Annotated in this window: 1 protein-coding gene; it reads left to right on the forward strand. The window is 54.1% G+C overall.

Annotated features, from left to right (window positions below):
• The coding region (locus ACWA2B_RS27805) for a condensation domain-containing protein (RefSeq protein ID WP_449292870.1) at positions 1-1,665 on the forward strand (1,665 nt) is incomplete at both ends.

The raw sequence follows: 1,665 nt of genomic DNA on the forward strand, positions 1-1,665 counted from the left end.
AGAGATCGGTGCCAGCGAGCTGAGAAGTGAGCTAGGCCGGGAGCTGCCAAGCTACATGGTGCCATCGTACTTTGTACAGCTGGAGCAGATGCCGCTGAGTCCAAATGGCAAAATTGACCGCAAGGCCCTGCCAGCACCGGAAGGCAGCCTGCAAACTGGAGCTGATTATGCAGAGCCGCGTACGGCGCAAGAACGCGCACTGGTAGCGGTCTGGCAGTCGGTACTGGGGCTGCAGACAGTCGGTATTTTGGACAATTTCTTTGATCTAGGCGGCGATTCCATCAAGGCCATCCAAATCGCATCGCGTGCGTTCCAGGCCGGCTATAAGCTGGACATGAAGGATTTGCTCCAGTATCCAACGGTTGCAACACTGGCACCGCATATGCATGAGGTCAGCCGTATGGCAGATCAAGGAGAAGTAAGCGGGAAAACCGCGTTGCTTCCGATCCAGCATTGGTTCTTTGCGCAGGAGCGCGAGCGTCCGCAGCATTTTAATCAAGCGGTCATGCTCTATCGTGCCGAGGGCTTTGATGAGACGGCGATTCGCCAAGTCATGGATCACATCGTGAAGCATCATGATGCGCTGCGTACGGTATTCCGTCAGACTTCATCCGGTTACGAGGCTTGGACACGCGGTGTAGATGAAGGCGCGTTGTATACGCTGGAAACCGCAGACTACCGTGAACAAGTAGTCTATGCGGAAGCGCTGGAAGCGAAGGTAAATGAAATTCAAAGCAGCATTCACCTGTTCGAAGGACCGCTGGTGAAGCTGGGAGTGTTCCACACAGCCGAGGGCGATCATTTGCTCATAGCTATTCACCACTTGGTGGTGGACGGAGTGTCGTGGCGGATTCTGTTCGAAGATTTCTCGACAGGCTACGAGCAGGCGAGCAAGGGTGAACCCGTACGATTGCCCTATAAAACGGATTCTTTCCAAGCATGGGCACGGGAGTTGTCGTCTTACGCCAACCGTCCTGAGGCTGCCTCGGATGAAGTTTATTGGAAGCAGGTGGAACAGGCCAAAGCGGAAGCCGCACCGCTGCCGAAGGATTTTGCCTACAAGGACTCCTTGAATGCAGACAGCGAAGTGCTGACGGTAGAGTGGACCGAAGCTGAAACCCAGCAGCTGTTGAAGCAGGCTTATCGCGCCTATAACACCGAGGTCAATGATTTGCTGCTGACCGCGCTGGGACTCGCAGTGCACAACTGGACAGGTGCAGGACAGGTGCTGGTAAATCTGGAGGGCCATGGCCGGGAAGCAATCCTGCCAGAGCTGGATATGACACGTACCGTAGGCTGGTTTACGAGCTTGTATCCAGTGCTGCTGGAGACCGACAAGGAAATGACACTGGCTCAGCGGATTAAAGAAACGAAGGAAGGTCTGCGCCGGATTCCACATAAAGGGCTGACCTATGGAACTTGGCGCTACTTGTCTCCTGCGTCAGGATCGGATGAAGCGCGTGCGATTGCAGCAGAACCGGAAATCAGCTTTAACTATTTGGGTCAAGTCGATCAGGATCTACAAAACAGTGGAATCACATTGTCACCCTATAGTGCAGGGGAGACAGAGGATGCACATTCACCGCTGCAATATACGCTGGATTTAAACGCGATGATCTCGGAAGGCACGCTGCGCTTGACGATTGCTTACAGCCGTAAGCAGTA

The sequence above is a fragment of the Paenibacillus sp. CMM36 genome (assembly GCF_053570945.1).